The 18,914-nt window shown below is 66.9% G+C and carries 14 protein-coding genes; 6 read left to right on the top strand and 8 right to left on the bottom strand.

The genetic code is table 11. From position 1 onward, the window contains the following. Positions 1 to 44 precede the first annotated feature (44 nt). From ACP696_RS11040 to ACP696_RS11020, 5 genes are all read right to left on the bottom strand, one after another. Entirely contained in the window at positions 45 to 1,925 is a 1,881-nt protein-coding gene (locus ACP696_RS11040; RefSeq protein ID WP_426009858.1) for a ribonucleoside-diphosphate reductase subunit alpha, read from the bottom strand. Positions 1,926 to 2,349: 424 nt separating this feature from the next. Beyond that, positions 2,350 to 3,555, bottom strand: coding sequence for an OmpA family protein (locus tag ACP696_RS11035; RefSeq protein ID WP_426030528.1), 1,206 nt, complete (start codon positions 3,553 to 3,555; stop codon positions 2,350 to 2,352). 947 nt (positions 3,556 to 4,502) lie between these two features. After that, positions 4,503 to 6,278 (bottom strand): cation:proton antiporter, encoded by a 1,776-nt coding sequence (locus ACP696_RS11030; RefSeq protein ID WP_426043817.1) that lies wholly within the window; start codon positions 6,276 to 6,278, stop codon positions 4,503 to 4,505. Positions 6,279 to 6,392: 114 nt separating this feature from the next. After that, positions 6,393 to 6,686 carry a hypothetical protein gene (locus ACP696_RS11025; protein ID WP_426009860.1) on the bottom strand — a complete coding sequence of 98 codons (294 nt, stop codon included), beginning with the start codon at positions 6,684 to 6,686 and terminating at the stop codon, positions 6,393 to 6,395. Beyond that, positions 6,683 to 7,105 (bottom strand): hypothetical protein, encoded by a 423-nt coding sequence (locus ACP696_RS11020; RefSeq protein WP_426009862.1) that lies wholly within the window; start codon positions 7,103 to 7,105, stop codon positions 6,683 to 6,685. The genes ACP696_RS11025 and ACP696_RS11020 overlap by 4 nt, the downstream gene beginning before the upstream one ends. A gap of 104 nt (positions 7,106 to 7,209) precedes the next feature. Here ACP696_RS11020 and ACP696_RS11015 point away from each other — a divergent pair, with 104 nt between their 5' ends. The 4 genes from ACP696_RS11015 (at position 7,210) to ACP696_RS11000 (ending at position 10,814) form a co-directional block, all read left to right on the top strand. Next, positions 7,210 to 7,602, top strand: a complete 393-nt coding sequence (locus tag ACP696_RS11015) for a DUF2946 family protein (RefSeq protein WP_426009863.1) — start codon at positions 7,210 to 7,212, stop codon at positions 7,600 to 7,602. Between the two features lie 71 nt (positions 7,603 to 7,673). Next, positions 7,674 to 9,767, top strand: a complete 2,094-nt coding sequence (locus tag ACP696_RS11010) for a TonB-dependent receptor family protein (RefSeq protein ID WP_426009864.1) — start codon at positions 7,674 to 7,676, stop codon at positions 9,765 to 9,767. Positions 9,768 to 9,777: 10 nt separating this feature from the next. Next, positions 9,778 to 10,293 (top strand): YcnI family protein, encoded by a 516-nt coding sequence (locus tag ACP696_RS11005; protein WP_426009865.1) that lies wholly within the window; start codon positions 9,778 to 9,780, stop codon positions 10,291 to 10,293. Between the two features lie 14 nt (positions 10,294 to 10,307). Further along, positions 10,308 to 10,814 (top strand): copper chaperone PCu(A)C, encoded by a 507-nt coding sequence (locus ACP696_RS11000; protein ID WP_426009866.1) that lies wholly within the window; start codon positions 10,308 to 10,310, stop codon positions 10,812 to 10,814. Positions 10,815 to 11,248: 434 nt separating this feature from the next. On the opposite strand, the gene hisG is transcribed toward ACP696_RS11000, so the two are convergent. The 3 genes from hisG to hisS are packed head-to-tail and all read right to left on the bottom strand — an operon-like array spanning position 11,249 to position 14,863. Then, positions 11,249 to 12,208: an ATP phosphoribosyltransferase gene (hisG, locus tag ACP696_RS10995; RefSeq protein ID WP_426009867.1), complete on the bottom strand. Its 960-nt coding sequence runs from the start codon at positions 12,206 to 12,208 to the stop codon at positions 11,249 to 11,251. Then, positions 12,205 to 13,347: an ATP phosphoribosyltransferase regulatory subunit gene (locus ACP696_RS10990; RefSeq protein WP_426009868.1), complete on the bottom strand. Its 1,143-nt coding sequence runs from the start codon at positions 13,345 to 13,347 to the stop codon at positions 12,205 to 12,207. The genes hisG and ACP696_RS10990 overlap by 4 nt, the downstream gene beginning before the upstream one ends. A 1-nt stretch (position 13,348) precedes the next feature. Continuing rightward, on the bottom strand, positions 13,349 to 14,863 hold the full coding sequence (gene hisS / locus ACP696_RS10985) for a histidine--tRNA ligase (protein WP_426009870.1): 1,515 nt from the start codon (positions 14,861 to 14,863) through the stop codon (positions 13,349 to 13,351). Between the two features lie 505 nt (positions 14,864 to 15,368). On the opposite strand from hisS, the gene ACP696_RS10980 reads away from it, so the two are divergent. Together ACP696_RS10980 and ACP696_RS10975 are read left to right on the top strand one after the other, a co-directional pair. Then, a complete protein-coding gene (locus tag ACP696_RS10980; RefSeq protein ID WP_426009872.1) occupies positions 15,369 to 17,420 on the top strand; it encodes a TonB-dependent receptor plug domain-containing protein in 2,052 nt (683 codons plus the stop codon). A 317-nt stretch (positions 17,421 to 17,737) separates the two neighbouring features. Next, the gene (locus ACP696_RS10975) at positions 17,738 to 18,913 is read left to right on the top strand and encodes an ImmA/IrrE family metallo-endopeptidase (protein WP_426009873.1); all 1,176 of its coding nucleotides are present in this window, start codon (positions 17,738 to 17,740) and stop codon (positions 18,911 to 18,913) included. Position 18,914 lies beyond the last annotated feature (1 nt).

Here is an 18,914-nt window from a genome sequence, read left to right as displayed (position 1 = left end):
AGGGACCGCGCCGCCGTTGGTTTTCGAGGGATCGGGCGCCGGACCTATTGGCAGGCCAGGCACTCTTCGTAATCGGTCTTGTTGGGGGCGTCGAAGCCGTTGGCGGGACCCGCCAGGGCGATGTCTGAGCCCGCATAGGCGGCCCGCTGCACCGACTTGGAGCGCAGGTAGTACAGCGACTTCACGCCGCGCTCCCAGGCCTGCCAATGCAGCATGTGGAGGTCCCACTTGTCGACGTCGCCGGGCAGGAAGATATTGACCGACTGGCTCTGGCAGACCTCCGGCGTGCGGTCGGCGGCCAGTTCGACCACCCAGCGCTGATCCAGCTCGAAGGCGGTCTTGTAGACGTCCTTTTCGTCCTGGCTGAGGCAGTCCAGATGCTGGACCGAGCCCTCGTTCTCCAGGATCGAGCCCCAGACGGCGTCGGTGTTCTGGCCCTTGTCCTCGAGCAGGCGCTCCAGATAGGGGTTCTTGACCGCGAACGAGCCCGACAGCGTCTTGTGAGTGTAGATATTGGCCGGGATCGGCTCGATGCCGGCGCTGGTGCCGCCGCAGATGATCGAGATCGAGGCCGTCGGGGCGATCGCCAGCTTGTGCGAGAAACGCTCCATCGAACCCCGGTCGGCGGCGTCGGGGCACGGGCCCTTCTCTTCGCCGATGGTGATCGACGCCTTGTCGGCTTCGCGGCGCAGGTGCTTGAACATCCGCATGTTCCAGCTCTTGGCCAGGGCGCTCTCGAACGGCACGTTCTGGCTCTGCAGGAAGCTGTGGAAGCCCATCAGGCCCAGGCCCACCGAACGCTCGCGCATGGCGGCGTAGGCGGCGGTCTTGGCGGCGTCCGGGGCGCGATCGATGAAGTCCTGCAGCACGTTGTCGAGGAAGCGCATGATGTCCTCGATGAACATCGGGTGGTCGCGCCATTCCAGGAAGGTCTCGGCGTTGACGCTCGACAGACAGCAGACGGCGGTGCGGTCATTGCCGAGATGATCAACGCCGGTGTGCAGCATGATCTCGCTGCACAGGTTGGACTGGCGCACCTTCAGCCCCAGCTCGCGCTGATGCTGCGGCATGGCGCGGTTTACGGTGTCGGAGAAGATCAGATAGGGTTCGCCGGTCTGCAGGCGCAGCTCCAGCACCTTCTGCCAGAGCGAACGGGCGTCGACCTCGCGCAGGACTTCGTTGGTCTTGGGCGAGCGCAGGCCGAACTTGTGGCCGTCGCGCACCGCGTGCATGAACTCGTCGGTGATCGAGATGCCGTGGTGCAGGTTCAGCGACTTGCGGTTGAAGTCGCCCGAGGCCTTGCGGATCTCCAGAAACTCCTCGATTTCCGGATGAAAGATGTCGAGATAGACGGCGGCCGATCCGCGACGCAGCGAGCCCTGGCTGATCGCCAGGGTCAGGCTGTCCATCACGCGGATGAAGGGGATGATGCCGCTGGTCTGGCCCTGGCCCTTGACCTTTTCGCCGATCGACCGGACGCCGCCCCAATAGGTGCCGATGCCGCCGCCATTGGCCGCCAGCCAGACGTTCTCGTTCCAGACGCTCAGTATGCCGTCCAGGCTGTCGGAGACCGAATTCAGGAAGCAGGAGATCGGCAGGCCGCGCTCGGCGCCGCCATTCGAGAGCACCGGCGTCGAGGGCATGAACCACAGCTGGCTCATATAGTCGTAGACGCGCTGGGCGTGGTCGGCGTCGTCGGCGAAGGCCGTCGACACGCGGGCGAACATGTCCTGGTACGACTCGCCCGGCAGCAGGTAGCGGTCTTCCAGAGTGGTCTTGCCAAAATCGGTCAGCAGGGCGTCACGGGCGCGGTTGACCTGCACCTTGCGCACCAAAGCCAGTTTCGGACGCTCGGCCTTCATCCCGCTGGTGCGGGCCTGGGGGAGAGCCGTCATCTTAGCCGCTTCACTGCCGGTCATGATCAAAATCCATAATCAATCAGCGTGTTCCGGAAAAGGAAACTTCCCGTCCAGCCGCTACATCTAGTGGCCGAGGAGCCCCCTCAGCCCACATATGGGGCCACAGTGGCTAATGACTCGTCAACGGCGAGATGCGCCCGGGGGCTGAGTTTTTTCTTAACAAGGTGTGGAGGAACATCGGCGTGCGAGAAGATACTGGGCATCATCAACGGGTTGCGTGGCCAGAACAAACGCGGCTGCGACCCCCTGTCGCGGGCCACAAATAAGTGATCCGGCGGCGGAGCGGATTTCGTCAAAAGCCCCTTGCCATTTCGATGCGCCCGGCCGGCGGCCATTGCCGTGAGGTCCGACCGCTGGTCAGCCGGAAAGTCCAAAAGAAAAGGGCCCGGCGTCGCCGCCGGGCCCTCAACTTCAGTCGTGATCGCGATCTTTAGAAGTTGATCGAGATCGTGGAACGGCGGTTCAGCGGTTCCTTCACACCATCGCCAGTGGCGACGGCGGGGGCGCTTTCGCCCTTCCAGTCAACGGCCAGGGCGTCAGCGGCGACACCAGCGCCGACCAGGGCGTCAGCCACGGCCTTCGCACGACGCTCGGAGAGCTTGGCGTTGTACTTCGGCGAACCCGAGGTGTCGGTGTGACCGACGACCACCAGCTTGGTGGCGTGACCCGAGGTCGCGTAGTTCGCGGCTTCCGAAACCACCGACGAGGCTTCCGGCGTCAGGACGTACTGATCGAACGGGAAGTAGACGATGAACTCACGAGCCTCATACGCCGGCGGAGGCGGCGGGGGAGGCGGCGGGGGCGGAGGCGGCGGGGGCGGGGGAGGCGGCGGGGGCGGCGGGGGCGGCGGGGGCGGCGGAGCCGCGAAGGAATACCGCAGACCAACGGTCACGGATTGATCCTTCACTTGGCCTTCCCAGGCGCCAGGCTGCAGAGCCGCAGCCGAGCCGGTCGACTGCCACGCGTGGTCTTGGGTCGCGAAGTAGCGATAGGTGAAGTCGATCTTCAGCTTGTCAGTCGCCTTGATCGAGGCGCCGGCGATCGCTTGCCAGGCCACGGCGATGTCGTCGTCGTCGACGCTGAGGTTCTGGATGGCGGGGTTGGCGGCTGTGATCGGACCGATCGTGCCGCTGAATTGGCCCAGCGTGCTGACGTCCAGACGGTTGATGCCGATACCGGCGCCAACGAAGGGGTTAAACCAAGCGTCTGGCGCGAAGTCATACAGGACGTTGACCATCAGCGACCAGGAGTCCATCGAACCCGATGGGCTGCCGCACTTCGGGGCTCCGACGGTACGCGTCACGCCGGGGGTGCAGAGCGCGTAAGGCTGCTGACGGACCGGGTTCCCGCGGATGCTGGCGATGTCGCCGGGGCGGTAACCGCCCTCGACTTCGGCGCGCCAGTTCGGGTTGAACTGATAGCCCAGACGGACGAAGCCGGCCCAGTCATCGTCAGCCGACCACGTATAGTGGTAGTGAGCGCCGTCAAGAGCGTTGCGATCGGACTCGGCGTTTACGCCTTCAGGCCAGTGGTAGCCAAGGTCGACCGCGCCATACCAGCCGGCCTCTTGGGCCGAAGCGGCGCCAGCGGCGAACACCGCGGCTAGAGCCACTCCCGCCAGGAGTTGAAGTTTCATATCTAGAGCCCTCTATTGCCCAGCACCGGCCGAGACCGACCGAGCATTGTTATACCAAGGCGCGCGATCCGCGAAAGTGTCAGCAGGGCAACACCCGTCAGGTTTCGTCATCCTACGGAAGTACGACGACGCCAACACATGATCGCCCCACGAAAATCAACTATCGAGCGTACCGGCTGACTATCCCGGAAAAAGCGCCAGCACGGTACCGGTTCGCATGTGAATCCGCGTAGCGCAAGGCCTTCGGCGCGTTTTGCCGGCCGCGAATGCGTAAAAACCTAGCATGCATGCGCGATGGCCACGGGTCGGGCGGTGGGCGCCCGTTACCTCAGCCCAGGGTGCGCCGATATCGCGACACGCCAGCCCGCGATCGCCAAAGCAACCGAGGCAAGAAGACTGACCCGCGAGTCTCCGGGAACACGACGCCCAGGATGAGGGCGCCCCAACCCCAAGACCGCCACGCCCACGCAAACCGCGAACAGGGCCTGGCCAGGATGAGGGTCACCACGGTCTGCACCAGCCCGACCACCGCATAGGACGCCAGCTTGCCGATCACCACCTCGATCGGCTTGGCCGGCGCGGCGAGCCGGCTTTCCGTCGCGCCGCACTCCTATCGCGCGTGACTCTCAGCGTGGTCGTCATCACCAGCGTCATGGACAGGATCACGCCCGACAGACCGGGCGCGATATCGTAGGCGGTGATGCTCTCGGGATTGTCACGGGGGTGAATCACCCCCTCGAACGGATCGCGATCGACCTAGAGCATTTCCCGACCTGACTGCGTCAGGCCGTGAGCTCTAATCTCCTGTTTTGACGCATTTTTCTTGACGCGAACCGGAACCACTTCGCTCGAAAAATGCTCTAGCCCCCGCCGCGCCCACCACGGATATCTTCGAACACCCGTCACGATGTCCCGATCTCAACACCTCTGGGAGAGGGTGGTGCGACTTAGGTCAGCTTCGCCGCGTCGCGCAGCCGCCGCCGCTTGCCGCCCAGCGCATCCGGCCGGTTCAGCACCTGGCGGTACTCGTCCCGCCGCTCGTGGATCGAGGCGATGACCAAGCCCATGGGGACGCCGATATCCACCAGCACGGCTTCGGACAACTGCAAGCTCGCCTCAATGGTCTCTGGCACCGCGTCGGTGACGCCCAGTTCGTAGAGCCGCGCGGCGTGGCGGGCGTCTCGCGCGCGCGCCACGATGGTCAAGTCAGGCCGATGCCCGCGGGCGGCGGCCACCACCGCCTCGGCGGCGTCCGGCGAATCCATGGTCACCACGACAGCTCGCGCGTAGTCGAGGCCGCATCGCTCCAGCAATTCCACCCGCGAGGCGTCGCCGTAATAGACCTTGTGACCGGCCCGCCGCCCCTTCTGCACGAAACTGGTGTCGCGATCGATGGCGATCCACGGCACCGCGTGGCGGTCGAGCATGTCGCCCACCAGCCGGCCGACCCGGCCATAGCCGACCACCAGCACCCGGCCCTCCGGCTCCTCGCCCTGGTGCTCGGGAACCTCCGGCGCCTCGGGCGTGGCCAGGGTCGTCTTGCGGGCAAGCCGGCCGCCGATCGCCGACAGGGTGGGGACCAGGAACATGGTCAGGGTCGCAGCGACCAGCACCGCCTGGCCGATCCGCCCACTGACCACGTCGGCGCCTATGGCGTTGTCGAGGATCACGAAGGCGAACTCGCCGCCGGCCGCCAGGGTCAAGGCCGCTTCGATCGCCCCGCGGCTCGACAGGCCAAACAGCCGTCCCAGCCCCAAGACCATCACCGCCTTGATGACCAACAGGCCCACGGCGACGCCCAGCACCAGCACCGGCGAAGCCACCAGCAGCGACAGGTCCAGCCGGATGCCCAGCGACACGAAGAACAGGCTGAGCAGCAGGCCCTTGAACGGCTCGATCTTGACCTCGACCTCGTGGCGGTACTCGGTCTCGGCCAGCAGCACGCCGGCCACGAAGGCTCCCAGCGCCATCGACAGGCCGGACAGGGCGCTGACCAGGCCCGCGCCAATGATCACCAGCAGGCAGGCGGCCATGAACATCTCTTCGCTCTTGGCTTTCGCGACGGAGCGCATCATCGGCCGCAGCGCCAGGCGTCCGAGCAGCACGATGGCCCCCAGGCCCAACGCCGCCGGCCCCAGGGCCAGCAGGTCGGCCAGCCGGAACACCCCGTCGCCGCGGCCCAGCACCGTCAGGGTGATCAGGATCGGAGCCACGGCCAGGTCCTGGAACAGCAGCACCGAAAAGGTCGCCCGTCCGCCCTCGGAATGCAGTCGCTTGCGCTCGACCAGCACCGGCACGGCGATGGCGGTGGACGACAAGGTGAGCGCCGCGCCAATTACCAAGGCCGAGACCGGCGGCTGGCCCAGGGCCCAGGCCACGCCGCCCAAGGCCAGGGAGCAGCCGATCAACTGGGCCGCGCCGAGGCCGAACACCAGCTTGCGCATCAGCCGCAGCCGCTCCCACGACAGCTCCAGCCCGATCATGAACAGCAGGAAAACCACGCCGAACTCGGCCAGCTGGGCGATCTCGTCGGGATTGTCGACGGTGACATAGTCCAGCCACGGCAGCACATGGGTCAGGCTGCCCAGGCCGAACGGCCCCAGGATCACGCCGGCCAGCAGGAAGCCGAGGATAGGATTGATCTTCAGCCGCTTGAACAGCGGCGCCACGATCCCCGCCGTGGCCAGGAACAGCACCAGGTCCTTGTAGTCCGCCGGTGACATCGCGTGGCTCACGGGGTGTCGTCTCCTTTGTTCCGCGTTCGCCAGACTAGAGCATTTCCCGACCTGACTGCGTCAGGCCGTGAGCTCTAATCTTCTGTTTTGACGCATTTTTCTTCACGCGAACCGGAACCACTTCGCTCGAAAAATGCTCTCACCGCTCGGCCGTTCGTCGCTCTTCATGGGCGGATTGTCGCCACCCGCCGTCTTCAGCAGCGCGATAACCTTGGGAAGGTCCGCGCGTCCAGCTCGCTCAGCGAAATAGGTTTCGGTCCGCAAGGCCGACAGCTTTTCGGCCACCGCGACATTGATCAGTTGATCGAGAGCCACGCCTTCGGCCTCGGCGGGCTTTCGAGCCTCGTCGAGCAAAGAAGGCTGAAGCCGCAGCGCGAAATTGCTCTTCCTCATCATCCTGTCTCCAATTTCAACATCACTTCGCCGGGCAGCCAAAGGAAGGACAGCCGCGCGGGCTCGGCGATAGAGGCCACAGCATCGAGGATGGCCCCTATGTCGCAGACAGAAAGGCCGGACACCGCGAGATGTTCATCGCGCGTCATCACGGCTTCGTGCTCGATCAACAAAGGCGTCGAAACCAACAAGGTTAGACGTTGCTCTAGCCCCGCTAGCAGCAGCCGATTGGACCCACCCGCATGACTGCGGATCGCCGCCACCATTGTCGCCATTGTCGCCATTGTCGCCGTGCCGAGCACCAAGCGCATGAGACAATTATGGATGTCGCCCGCGATATCGCAAGCGTGTTGGGGCGACGGCCAGCTGGCCAATTTTGAAAGCACGCCCAATCCGGTTTCGTCCGCCGGGATCAACGCCACCCCGCCGCCTCCAGCGCCTCGATCAGCAGGCGTCGAGGATGCCAGGTCAGTGATGGAGGGAGAACATTGACCCGCCGCCCGTCCAGGACTACCCACGCCCCATCATGAGCCCCCGTCGCGGACAGTCCCGGTCGACCTGGTCCATCGCCCTGCTGGCGATGCTGGCCCTGCTCGTCCAGGCGCTCGTCCCGGCTGCGGCCATGGCCTATGAGGCGCGTTCTGGCCAATCGGTGGTGATCTGCACCGCCCAGGGCGCCCGGACGGTCATCCTCGACGACACCAAGCCAGCGCACAAAGGCTTCGCCGGCCTGCCCTGCGCCCAGTGCGTGGTCGCTAGCCTGGCGACCACGATCACGCCCAACGCCCAGATCTCCCTGCCTGTGCGCTACGCCGCTCGCGTCGAGATCGCCCCGCCCTTGGCCCGTCGCGGCCTGGCCCCGGCCCGCGCCCCGCCGCGTCCGCCCGGACAAGGTCCGCCCCACCTCCAGAACGCCTGACTTTTCGCACTGCGCGCCAGGCCGAGAAGGCCGGCGTGCGCGCCGTCACGTTCTTGGGGCTCAAGTCTTTCATGCCGAAATCCTTACGCCTGGCCCTCGCGGCCGGCGCCGCGCTCTGGGCGCTCTCCGCCATCACCAGCGCCGCCTGGGCCGACGACCAGCACACCGTCGATTCCGTGCTGGTCACCGCCCGCCCCGATCCGGAGGACCCGCCCGTGGTCGCCCAGTCCCGCAAGCGCCTGTCGGAAACCCCCGGCGCCGTGGCCGTGGTCTCGTCCGAGGCCTATGCCGCCCGCTACGCCGTTGGCCTCAACGACGTCGTGCGCGACGTGCCCGGCGTCTTCGCCCAGAAGAAGTTCGGCGAGGACACCCGCCTGTCGATCCGCGGCTCGGGGATCGGCAACAGCAGTCACAATCGCGGCACGATGCTGGCCCAGGACGGCGTGCCGCTGAACGAGGCCGACGGCTTTGGCGACTACCAGCTGATCGACCCGCTGCTGGCGCGCTATACCGAGGTCTACAAGGGCGGCAACGCCCTGCGGTTCGGCGGGGCGCTGCTGGGCGGGGCGATCAATTTCGTCACCCCCACCGGCAAGTCAGCCGGCGCCGACACCCTGCTGCGGGTTGAGGGCGGGGCGTTCGGCGCCGCGCGGATCCATGGCGAGGTGGCGCGGACCTTCGGCGACGACGACGTTTTCATCGGGGCCACCTTGATGAACAGTGACGGGTATCGCCAGCAGAGCAACGCCTCGGCTGCGCGGCTGTCGGTCAATCTCGGCCACAGCTTCGGCGAGGATCGCGAGGTGCGGTTTTATCTGTCCGGAGCCGATCTCCGCCAGCAACTGGCCGGCGCCCTGACCCTCAACCACGCCCTGCACGACCCCACCCGGGCGAACTACTATGCCCCGGTCAACAACCTCTCCAACAATTACGGGCGCAACATGCGCAACGCCCGGACCAGCCTGCAGACCACATGGCGGTTGTCGCCGACCACGGTGTTCGAGGGCGGGGTCTATGGGGCCTGGCGCGACCTGGACCACCCGATCTTCCAGGTCGTGGATCAGGAGAGCCGAAATTTCGGGGCCTTCGGTCGCTTGGACTGGACCGGTCAAGTCGGCGACATGGCCGCCGACCTGTTCGCGGGCCTGTCGTATCGCATCGGCGACCTGGACGCCCGCCAGTGGGTCAATCTGCACGGCTCGCACGGCGCGCCCACCGCCTATTCACGGCAGAACGCCAAAGCCCTTGACGCCTTCGCCGAGGGCCGGCTGTTCGTGACCCCGCGCCTGGCCCTGGTGGCCGGCGGGACCTACGGCACGGCCTCGCGCGAATATCAGAGCTACAAGCTGCCGACCGGCGGCTTCGACCTGACCGAAAGCCGCGACTATGACTGGTTCGCTCCGCGCCTGGGTATGCTGTTCCAGGCCGATGAGGACTCGCAGTTGTTCGCCAACCTGACCCGCTCGGTGGAGCCGCCCAATTTCGGGGCTTTTTCGCCGACCGCTGCGGCGGGTTTCGCGCCGGTGGTCCCGCAAACGGCCTGGACCGGCGAGGTCGGGGCGCGGGGCCGGCGCGGGGCCTTCGCCTGGGACGTGGCCCTGTATCGCGCCCAGTTGACGCACGAACTGCTGAGCTTCGTGGTCGATCAGGCCCACCCGGCCGCGACCTTCAACGCCGACAAGACCTATCACCAGGGGCTGGAAGCCGGCCTTGACTGGCGGATCGCCCCGCGCCTGCGGCTGCGCCAGACCTATGCGTGGTCGGACTTCCGGTTCGACAGCGATGCTCAGTTCAAGGACCGCCGCCTGCCCGTCGTGCCCGTGCACCTCTACCGCGCCGAGCTGAAATACGACCACCCGGCCGGCTGGTTCTTGGCCCCATCGGTGGAATGGTCACCGCGCGGCGTGCTGGTCGACTATCAGAACAAGGTCTGCGCGCCCGACTACGCCATCGCCTCGCTGAGCGCCGGCTACGCCCGCGACAAGGTCACCCTGTTCCTCGACGCCCGGAACTTGACCGACAAACGTTATGTCTCGACCGTCAATCCGTCGGTGACCGCCACCACCGTCTCAACCGCCCTGCCCGGCGCGCCCGACAATTCCACCGCCGCCTTCTGGCCCGGCGACGGGCGCGGGGTGTTCGTCGGCGTCACCGGCAAGTTCTAGGGAGATTCACATGCGCAACCTCATCCTTCTCGCCGCCCTGCTGGCGCCGCTTCCCGCCGCCGCCCACGTGGTCGCTGCGCCGAACGAGGCCAAGTCCGGGTCCTATTCGGCCATCGCCTTCCGGGTGGGCCACGCGTGCGCGGCAGGCGACGCCACACTGAGCCTGCGGGTCGAGATCCCCGACGCCGTGGCCTCGGCTCGACCGCAACCCAAGACGGGCTGGACGATCGTCATCGAGAAGACCGAAGACGCCGACCCCGCCAAGCGGCGCACGACCTCGGTGAGTTGGACGGGCCGCCTGACCGACGACCAGTTCGACGACTTCGCCGTGCTGATGAAGCTGCCGGCCACGCCCGGCGACTTGGTCTTCCCCGTCGTCCAGACGTGCGAGCATGGCGAGAGCCAGTGGACCGAGGTCCCCGACTCGCAACGCCCCGGTGAAAAATTGACCCGTCCGGCGCCGGTGGTCCACCTGACCCCCGCCACGCCCGCCACGCCCGTCGACATGCCCGGCATGAAACCTTGATCGAGAGACCTCCCATGCGTCGCCTTGCCCTGACCGCCCTCGCCGCCCTGACCCTTGCCACCCTGGCCCAGGCCGCTCCGGCCGCCGCCGGCGACTATCGCCTCGGCGGCATCGCGGTGCAGCGCCCGTGGACTCGCTCCGCCGCCGCCGGCATGAACGGCGTCGGCTATTTCACCCTGGCCAATGTCGGCGCCAAGCCGATCAAGCTGGTGTCGATCGAAAGCTCCGCCGCGCGGTCGATCACCCTGCACCAGAGCCTGATGAAGAACGGCGTTTCGTCGATGCGCGCGGTGACCGGCGGCGTTGCGGTCGTCCCGGGCGCCCAGGTCGCGTTCGCGCCCGGCGGCTACCACGTGATGCTGATGGGCCTGACCAAGGCCCAGGCGCCGGGCGGCAAGACGCCGGTGACCCTGGTGTTCGAAGACGGCCGCCGAATGAGGATCGACCTTTCGGTCGAGGCCGGGCCACCGAAGGCTGCAGCCGACCCGATGGCGGGGATGGCGGGGATGCACGAGCATTGAGGGACTTACCGTCGGGGACATGCACTTGTGCGTGTCCCCATCCGCGCCCGAGATCTGGGGACACGCACAAGTGCATGTCCCCGAAAGAAAAAAAGGCGGCTCCATGCGAAGCCACCTTTTTTGTCGAGTCTGTCAAAAATAGAAAGCGGGTCCAGATACACCAAACCCGCCGCGGGGGATAATCGCGGCGGGTCTGGCTATTTCTTGATCATTCGATCTAGGTGGGCGTTTCCTCCCCGAAACGCCGAAGGAAGGGAGCTCTCTTTTGGGCTCGTTTCTTCCTTGCAAGGGTTAGAAACGGCAAAACCGAGATGGTGTCAACGGTAACGATCGTGAATCCGCAAGGCGTTGGAATATTTTTGACACAATCCCGATAGATTGGACCACCCAGTCAAACTTACCACTGTTCTCATATGATATTTTTGACGCCGATGTTAAATATGCGCGGCTAGTCGTGACTTGAGCGCATCTAGAACCGCCGAGCGCGACTCGAAGACATAGTCTGGCCGCGACACCGTCACCGGCTCGACCCCAGCGGCGCCCAGGGCGGCGGCGGCTTCGAACAGGTCGGCGGTCGCCAGCAAGGCAGCATTGGCCCGGCGCGCGCCTTGGCCAACGAAGGGCGCGACCGCGGCCTGACCGGCGGCGTCCTGCTCGGCGGGCCAGACCAGGGTGGCCAAGGTGCGGGCCCGGCCCTTTGCCTCGACCACCGATAGCAGTCGCCGCAGGCTGTCCATCTGCCCGGGGGTCCAAGGCGTGATCAGCGAGGCGGTCAGTTGGGCCTGGCTCTTGAGGATTACCCCGTCGGCCAGGATCTTCAGGCCATTGGCCGCCAGGGTGGCGCCTGTCGTGGTGATGTCGACGACCAGTTCAGCCGCCCCTGCTGCGGGAGCGCCCTCGGTGGCGCCGCTGCTCTCGACGATGCGATAGTCGGCCACGCCATGGCGGGCGAAGAAGGCGCGGGTCTGGGTGACGTATTTGGTGGCCACACGCAGCCGGCGGCCCGTCTTTGCGAGATGCGCATGGCCGACCTCGTCGATATCCGCCATCGAATCGACGTCCAGCCAGCTTTTGGGGGCGGTGACCACCAGGTCGGCGCGGCCAAAGCCCAGGGCGCGCAGCAACATGACCCGGCTGTCCATGTCCTCGCCGCGCTCGCGCAGCAGGTCCTCGCCGGTAACGCCCAGGTGCAGCTCGCCGCTATCAAGTCCAGCCGCGATGTCGCCGGCCGACAGCAACCGCACCGAAACCCCCGGCAGGCCGGAAAGTTCGGCGCTGTAGCCGCGCGAACCGCCCGACATCTCCAGCCTGAAGCCGCAATCGGCCAGCCAGTCTTCGACCTGGTCCTTTAGCCGACCCTTGGAAGGGATGGCGAAGATCATCGGAGCAGTCATTCGCCGCCTCCCGCATAGGCTCGCGCCGGGCGCACCATGCAGCCCACGGCGCCGGTGTTGGTCGCGCCGCCCAGCCGCGCGAGCAGGCCGTCATATCGCCCGCCCGCCGCCACGGGCCGGTCGTCGCCCAAGGCGTCGCTGCGCACCTCGAACAGGAAGCCGTCATAATAGCCAAACGCCCGGCCGAAGGCGGCGGTCAGGCGCATGCGATCCTCGGGAGCGCCGCGCGCGGCCATGCCGGCCAGGCGTTGGCGCCAGCCATCGAGCGCCGCGTCCAGCGCCCCGCGTTGCGGGCCACCCAAGGCCGAGATGGCGTCAAGCGCCGCGCCCGGACGATCGCTGACCGCCAGGAAGGCCCGCACCGCGTCGGCTTCGTCCGTGGACAGAGACCCAGCCCTGGCGGCCTCGGCGCGCTCGACCAGGCGATGGGCGATCTCGGCGGGCCGGCGGCCGCCCACCGGCTCGATGCCGGCCAGGGACCACAGTTCCTGAAGCACCGCCGAGGCCTCGGCCTCGGGCAGGCCGGCCAACAGGGCGGCGATGCGGCTCTGGTCGCCGGTCACAGCGGCGCCGCCTTCCAGTTCGATCCTAAGCCGCCGCGGCTTGGTGAAGGCGCGCTTCAGCCGCGCCCCCAGCGGTGGGGTCAGGCCCAGGCTATCGACGAAGGCCCCGAACAGGCCGACATCGCCCAGCAGCAAGGTCAGGTCGTCGCGACCGCCGGCGACGGCCGAGGCCCAGGCAAGGGCGGCGATCTCGGCGTCGGCCTGGGAGGGATCGGCGGCCTCGAAGGCCTCGACGCCGATCTGCAGGAACTCCTCGGCCCGATCGCTGCCGCGCGGCGCGACGCGGAACGCCTTGCCTTCATAGAGGTAGCGCCCCTCGCCTCCATTCTTTTCCAGAGAGCCCCGTTCGAGGTGGGCGCGAGCGATGGCGACGGTGAAGTCGGGGCGCAGGCAAAGCTCCTCGCTCGCATCGCCCGAGACCACGAACAATCGCGAGCGCATGGCCTCGCCGGCCAGATCGAGCAGCAGGCCGAGGGGCTGCAGCACCGGCGCGTCGGTCGGGGCGGCGCCGGCGGTCAGCAGCGGGGCGCGGATGGCGTCGAGCGCCTCCGTCGGAATGGAACGCTCGAGCCTCATGCTATTCCCCGATGATCTTGCGGCCAATAATCGTTTTAACAGCCGCGACCAACTCCCCGCGCGGGATGGTCTGCTGGCCCGGCCGCTCGGCCTTCCAGGCGGCGTTGTCGGCGACGCCCGAGGCCAGTTCACGGCCCAGGTCGAGGTCCTTGATGGTCACCGTGCCGGCCGCGATCTCGTCGCCGCCCAGCATGATGGCGGCCGGGGCCATCCGGCGGTCGGCATATTTCATCTGCGGCCGCATGCCCGAGGATCCGAGATAGACCTCGGCCGGGATGCCCGCGTGGCGCAACTCGGCCGCCACGGCGAAATACTCGCCCATGTGGGCCTGGTCGAAATTGATGATCACCACTGGCCCCCGCGCCGTAACGCCCGTTTCGCGCCCCGCCGCCCGCAAGGCGGCGGCCAAGCGAGAGACGCCGAACGAGAAGCCTGTCGCGGGAGTCTGTTGCCCGGTGAACCGCGCGACCAGGTCATCATAGCGACCGCCGCCGCCGATCGAACCAAAGCTGACTTTGTGGCCCTTCTCGTCGAGGGTGGAGAGCAGCAGCTCGGCCTCGAACACCGCGCCGGTGTAATATTCAAGCCCGCGCACGATCGACGGCTCGAACACGGCCTGGTCGTCGTCGACGCCCAGGCTCTTCAGGGCCGCGTCGATCTTGGCCAGTTCCTCCAGCCCCTCGTCGCCCTCGGCCGAACCGCCGATGACATTGGCGATGTTCGCGAGCGTCCCGGTGCGACCGCCCGAGCCGGCCTGAACGAAGTCCAACACCGCGTCGATCGACTTGCCGACCAGGCCCGCGCCCTTGGTGAAGGCGCCGCTCTCGTCCAGCCGGCCTTCGCCCAGCAGCAAACGCACGCCCTCGACGCCCAGGCGGTCCAGCTTGTCGACCGCGCGCAGCACGGAGAGCTTCTGGCCTTGGGTCTCGACCCCGGCGGCGGTCAGCAGGCCGTTGAGCAGCTTGCGATTGTTGATCTTCAGCACCGCCGCGCCGCGCGGCAGACCGGCGGCCTGCAGGCCCTCGACCGCCATGGCGATGATCTCGGCGTCGGCCTCGGGGCGGGCCGAGCCGACGGTGTCGGCGTCGCACTGGATGAACTCGCGGAACCGTCCCGGACCCGGCTTCTCGTTGCGCCAGACGGGGCCATAGGCATAGCGGCGGAACGGCTTGGCCAGGGTCTCCCAGTTCTGGGCGGCGAAGCGGGCCAGGGGGGCCGTCAGGTCATAGCGCAGCGCCATCCACTGCCCATTCTTCCCGTCAAGATCCGCGTCGTCCTGCAAGGCGAAGACGCCTTCGTTGGGACGGTCGCTGTCGGGCAGGAACTTGCCAAGCGCGTCGGCATATTCGAAGGCCCCGGTGTCCAGCGCCTCGAACCCGTAGCGCTCATAGACGGCCGAGACGGCTTCCAGGATGGCGCGTTCGGCGCGCAGGTCGCGGGCCCGCTTGTCGGCGAACCCGCGCGGGTTGCGGGCCTCGGGGCGGAAGGGCCCCTCTTTGCTGGTGGAGTCGGTCATGAGCTACGTCGCGTCCTGGGAAGAGGTCTCGACGGATGGTGCTGCTCGCGAGCCCCATCCGCCCATAGCCCTCCCTACGGGAGGGCGTCTGAATCTTTTAGATGGAGCGCGTTCTAGTCGCGAAACCGCCCACACTTTCGCGGAACGCGCTCCGGCGGGGCAGCGGCGAGGCAGCGCTAGTGCGCGCGAACCCGGCCGATCCCGCGAGGCGAGGTCGGATGATGGTGGCGGCTGTGGGGGCGCGGCTGGCGGGTCATCGCGGCGGCTTGTAGCGCAGGGCGGCGCGGGAGGCTAGGGGGGCGAGAGCAACAGTCCCACGACGCTCTCGAAATCCCGGCGTTACTGAGGGTTCACGAGAGTCTTAACGAAACCTTTCAGTCCTTGTCCACAGCGCCACATGAACGCCATGTAATGCTGTCCGATAAGTAATCTACCTGTCTGTCTTGTAACTTGAGATGAACGTCCCAGACCGGCAGTTGTCTCCTCGCTTGAGGGGACAGCACCAATGACCAAGACCATCCTGTTGACGACCGCCGCCGCCGTCTGCATCGCCAGCGCGGCCCACGCCGCCCAGACCCCCCAGGCGCCCCAGGCGCCCCCGACCGCCGAGGCCGGCCAGCGCGGCGTACTGGTCTTCACGCCCGACCATTTCGCCGCCCAGCGCCCCAACACCGCGCTCGACATGGTCGACCGCTTGCCCGGCTTCACCTCGGACGACGGCAGCGGCGCGCGCGGCTTCGAGGGCGCGGTCGGCAATATCCTGATCAACGGCAACCGGCCGGCCTCGAAGAACGACGGCGGCACCGACGTGCTGGCCCGCACGCCGGCCGATCGGGTCGACCACATCGAGCTGATCCGCGGCGGCGCGCCCGGCGTCGACATGCAGGGCTATGCCGTGGTCGTGAACGTGATCCTGAAGAAGGGCGCCAGCCGCCAGCAGGTCGCCACCTGGAACGCCCAGCTGTTCGACGGCAATCACGACGTCTTTGGCGGCAGCTACCAGTTCACCGCCACCAACGGCGACCGCACCTGGGGCGTGCTACTGAGCGACGGGACCAGCAGCAGCGACTCCAACGGCGCCGGCCGCGCCGTCGTCCACGACGCGGCCGGCGGCCTGACCAGCGACCGGCCCTACGCCAATGACGGCTGGGGCGGCGGCGACTCCGTGCGTCTGAACTATTCGGGCCCGGTCGGCGGCGGCAAGCTGGAGGCCACCGGCCAGTACGGCATTCACGACTGGCAGGAATGGCAGACGATCGGGACCGAGGGCGGCCCCGACCTGGCGCGCAGCGACTATGCCCAGGATACCCGGTCGGGCGAGCTGGGCCTGACCTGGATCCGCCCCATCAAGCCCAGATGGACCCTGGAAACCCGGCTGATCCACCAGTTCGAGCATTTCGACCAGGTCGCGACCGGCGACGAGACCAAGGGCGGGCTCGCCCAGCCCGGCTACAGCTTCACGTCCAAGGGCGACTCGTCGGAATCGATCTTCCGCGCCCTGGTGCGCAACGAGCGGACCACCGCCCTGACCCTCGAGGCCGGCGGCGAGATGGCCTACAACATGCTCGACACCCACCAGGCCTTGACGGTCGGCGGCGCGGCGGTCCCCCTGCCCAGCGCCTCGGTCAAGGTCGAGGAACTGCGCGGCGAGGCCTTCGCCAAAGCCACCTGGCGGGCCAACGCCAAGCTGACCCTGGAGGGCGGCCTGCGGCTGGAGACCTCGACCATCAAGCAGTCGGGCGACGCCCAGTCGGAAAACAGCTTCTTCTACGCCAAGCCCCGCTTCCAGGCCACCTGGACCCCGGTGGCCAACAACCAGCTGCGCCTGCGCTTCGAGCGCGAACTGGGCCAGCTGGACTTCAGCGACTTCGCCGCCTCGGCCGCGTTCGACAACAACAACAGCGTCTATGGCGGCAATGTCTACCTGGTCCCCGAACAGCTCTGGATCTCGGAACTGACCTATGAGCGGCGCTTCTGGGGCGAGGGCATCGTCACCATCGGCTATCGCCACGACGAAATCATCGACGTCATCGACCGCCTGCCGGTCGGCGCCAACCTGTCGGCGACGGGCAATATCGGCAACGGCACGCTGGACCGCCTGTCGCTCAATATCGTGGTCCCCACCGACAAGCTCGGGATCAAGGGCGGCCGCTTTACCGTCAAGAACGACTGGAACGAGACCCACGTCACCGACCCCACCACGGGCCAGGACCGCCCGATCTCCGGCGTCCGCCCCACCCAGGCCAATATCGGCTTCACCCAGGACCTGGTGCGCTGGAAGACCCAGTGGGGCGTCAACTGGCTGCCGCTGCTGGGCCGGGGGACCTACGACCCGGACCAGGCCTTCACCTGGCGCGGCGCGGGCTATGTCGAAACCTTCGTCGAATACAAGCCGACCCCGACCCTGTCGCTGCGCGCCCAACTGAACCTCTGGGACGACTTCACCCAGCGCTATGTCAGCTACAGCAGCCGCAGCCCCCGGGTGGTGAGCGAGGTCGAGGACCGGGATGTGGATCCGGTGACGTTCGTGAGCTTGAAGGCGCGGAAGACGTTTTAGGGGGCTGTTGAAACGAGACGCGGATCGAAACCGATGTCGAGATCCCGATTTTGGTCGAAATCGATACTGTCGATGGTTGACTAAGTACGCTGAGGGTTCTGCAGGGTGATGTCGCTACGATAGCTCGAGCGCCGGGACTGTCGGGTCCGAAGGGGCGCCACGACGGAATTTGTCAGCGGGTAATGCGAAGGCGAGGGACTTTGTTCAGCGCCGCATTACGCCACGTGATCTAATGAAACCGATCGACAGCTCTCGGAGGCGGCGCGCTCGAAACCGACGCTCTCGATTTGTTCGTAGTTATCAGGCAACGCTTAAGCATGCGGGTTAATCCGGAAATCATGAGCTGGGCGCGGACCACGTCGGGGCTGGACCTCGCCGCCGCCGCCGCACGTCTGGGTTTCCGCGACGGCCGCAACGGCACGGCGGAAGAGCGATTGGCCGCACTCGAGGGGGGGCAGGATGAACCCAGCCGTCCCGTGCTTCTGAAGATGGCGACCGTCTATCGTCGCCCGCTGCTGAGCTTTTATCTGCCCAACCCTCCAATTCAGGCCGAGCGGGGCGAGGACTTCCGCACGCTGCCTGAGGAGCAACGCATTGACAGCGCAGCGGCGATAGATGCGCTCGTCCGAGACATCCGCGCGCGCCAAGGCGAGGTGAGGGGGCTCCTTGAAGAAGAAGAGGCCCCACAGATCGCCGCCGTAGCCGCAAGCCGTCGTGAGGAGGGTGCCGCCGTGGTCGCCGCGCGTCTCACTGAGTGGCTGCAGTTCGACATGGCCGCGTTCAGGCGTGAACGCACCGTCGAAGCCGCGTTCAGCTATCTTCGCGCGAGCGCAGAACGTGCCGGCGCTTTCGTCCTGCTTATGGGGAACCTCGGTTCTCACCACAGCGCCATCGACCCCGAAGCTTTTCGCGGCTTTGCGCTGGCCGATCCCATCGCGCCTTTCATCGTGATCAACGACCAGGACGCCAAGGTGGCCTGGGCTTTCACACTGCTGCACGAGCTGGCCCATATCGCCATCGGTGCCACTGGCATCAGCGGAGGTACGCCCGAAGTCGTGATCGAGGCGTTCTGTAACGAGGTCGCCGGCGAGATCCTGTTGCCGCGCATCGAACTGGAACTCTTCTCCGTCGATGTCGACGATGCCGCCCTTCGGCGAGACATCAGCGAATTCGCCGTGCAGCGGAACGTCAGCCGACAGATGGTGGCCTACCGGCTTCGGCTCATCGGCCGACTGGGGCTGTTGCGATGGCGAGAGATCAGCCGCGTATTCCGGCAAGAATATCTTCGCGACCGTGACGAGCGCCGAGCCCGTGAGCGTGGAGGAGATGGTCCCAGCTACTATGTGGTTCGGCGCCATCGGGTGGGGACCGCCCTGCTGCAGTTGGTTCGCCGAAATCTCGACGAGGGCGCGCTGACCCCGACCCGAGCCGGAAAGATTCTCGGCGTGAAGGCTAGAAACGTCGAGCCGCTGTTCGCAGGAGCGGCGATCTAAC

Source organism: Caulobacter sp. DWR3-1-2 (assembly GCF_049896225.1).
Lineage (GTDB): Bacteria > Pseudomonadota > Alphaproteobacteria > Caulobacterales > Caulobacteraceae > Caulobacter.
This window is presented reverse-complemented; position numbering and strand designations above follow the sequence as displayed.